Raw genomic sequence first — 304 nt, 5'->3', positions numbered from 1 at the left:
GATCGGCCTTGAGCCCCGGCCAGCGGCCGAGGCCGGAGCGGATGCCGAGATCGAAACGATCCTCGGTGAAAGCCCATGCTTCCGGCGAACTCGTCAGCTTCAATTCGAGATTGGGATGGCTCTGGCGAAAGCGCCCGAGCCGGGGGACCAGCCAACAGGTGGCGAAGGAAGGCAGCACCGTGATGCGCAGGGGGCCGTCATGACGGCCGCGCAAGCGCTCGGTTACCGCGGCCAGCCGATCGAGCACCTCGCCGGCTTCGGCAAGAATAGTGCGCCCGGCCTCGGTCAACCGCAAGGCGTGGCC

1 protein-coding gene is annotated in these 304 nt (G+C 67.8%); it reads right to left on the bottom strand.

The window, feature by feature from the left end; genetic code table 11:
* A partial coding sequence (locus tag ACZYTC_RS34345) for a LysR substrate-binding domain-containing protein (RefSeq protein ID WP_488991770.1) occupies nt 1-304 on the bottom strand: 304 nt, incomplete at both ends.

The organism is Labrys sp. F242, from assembly GCF_057813875.1.
Note: the sequence above shows the minus strand (reverse complement) of the source record. Positions and strands in the feature narration are given on the sequence as shown.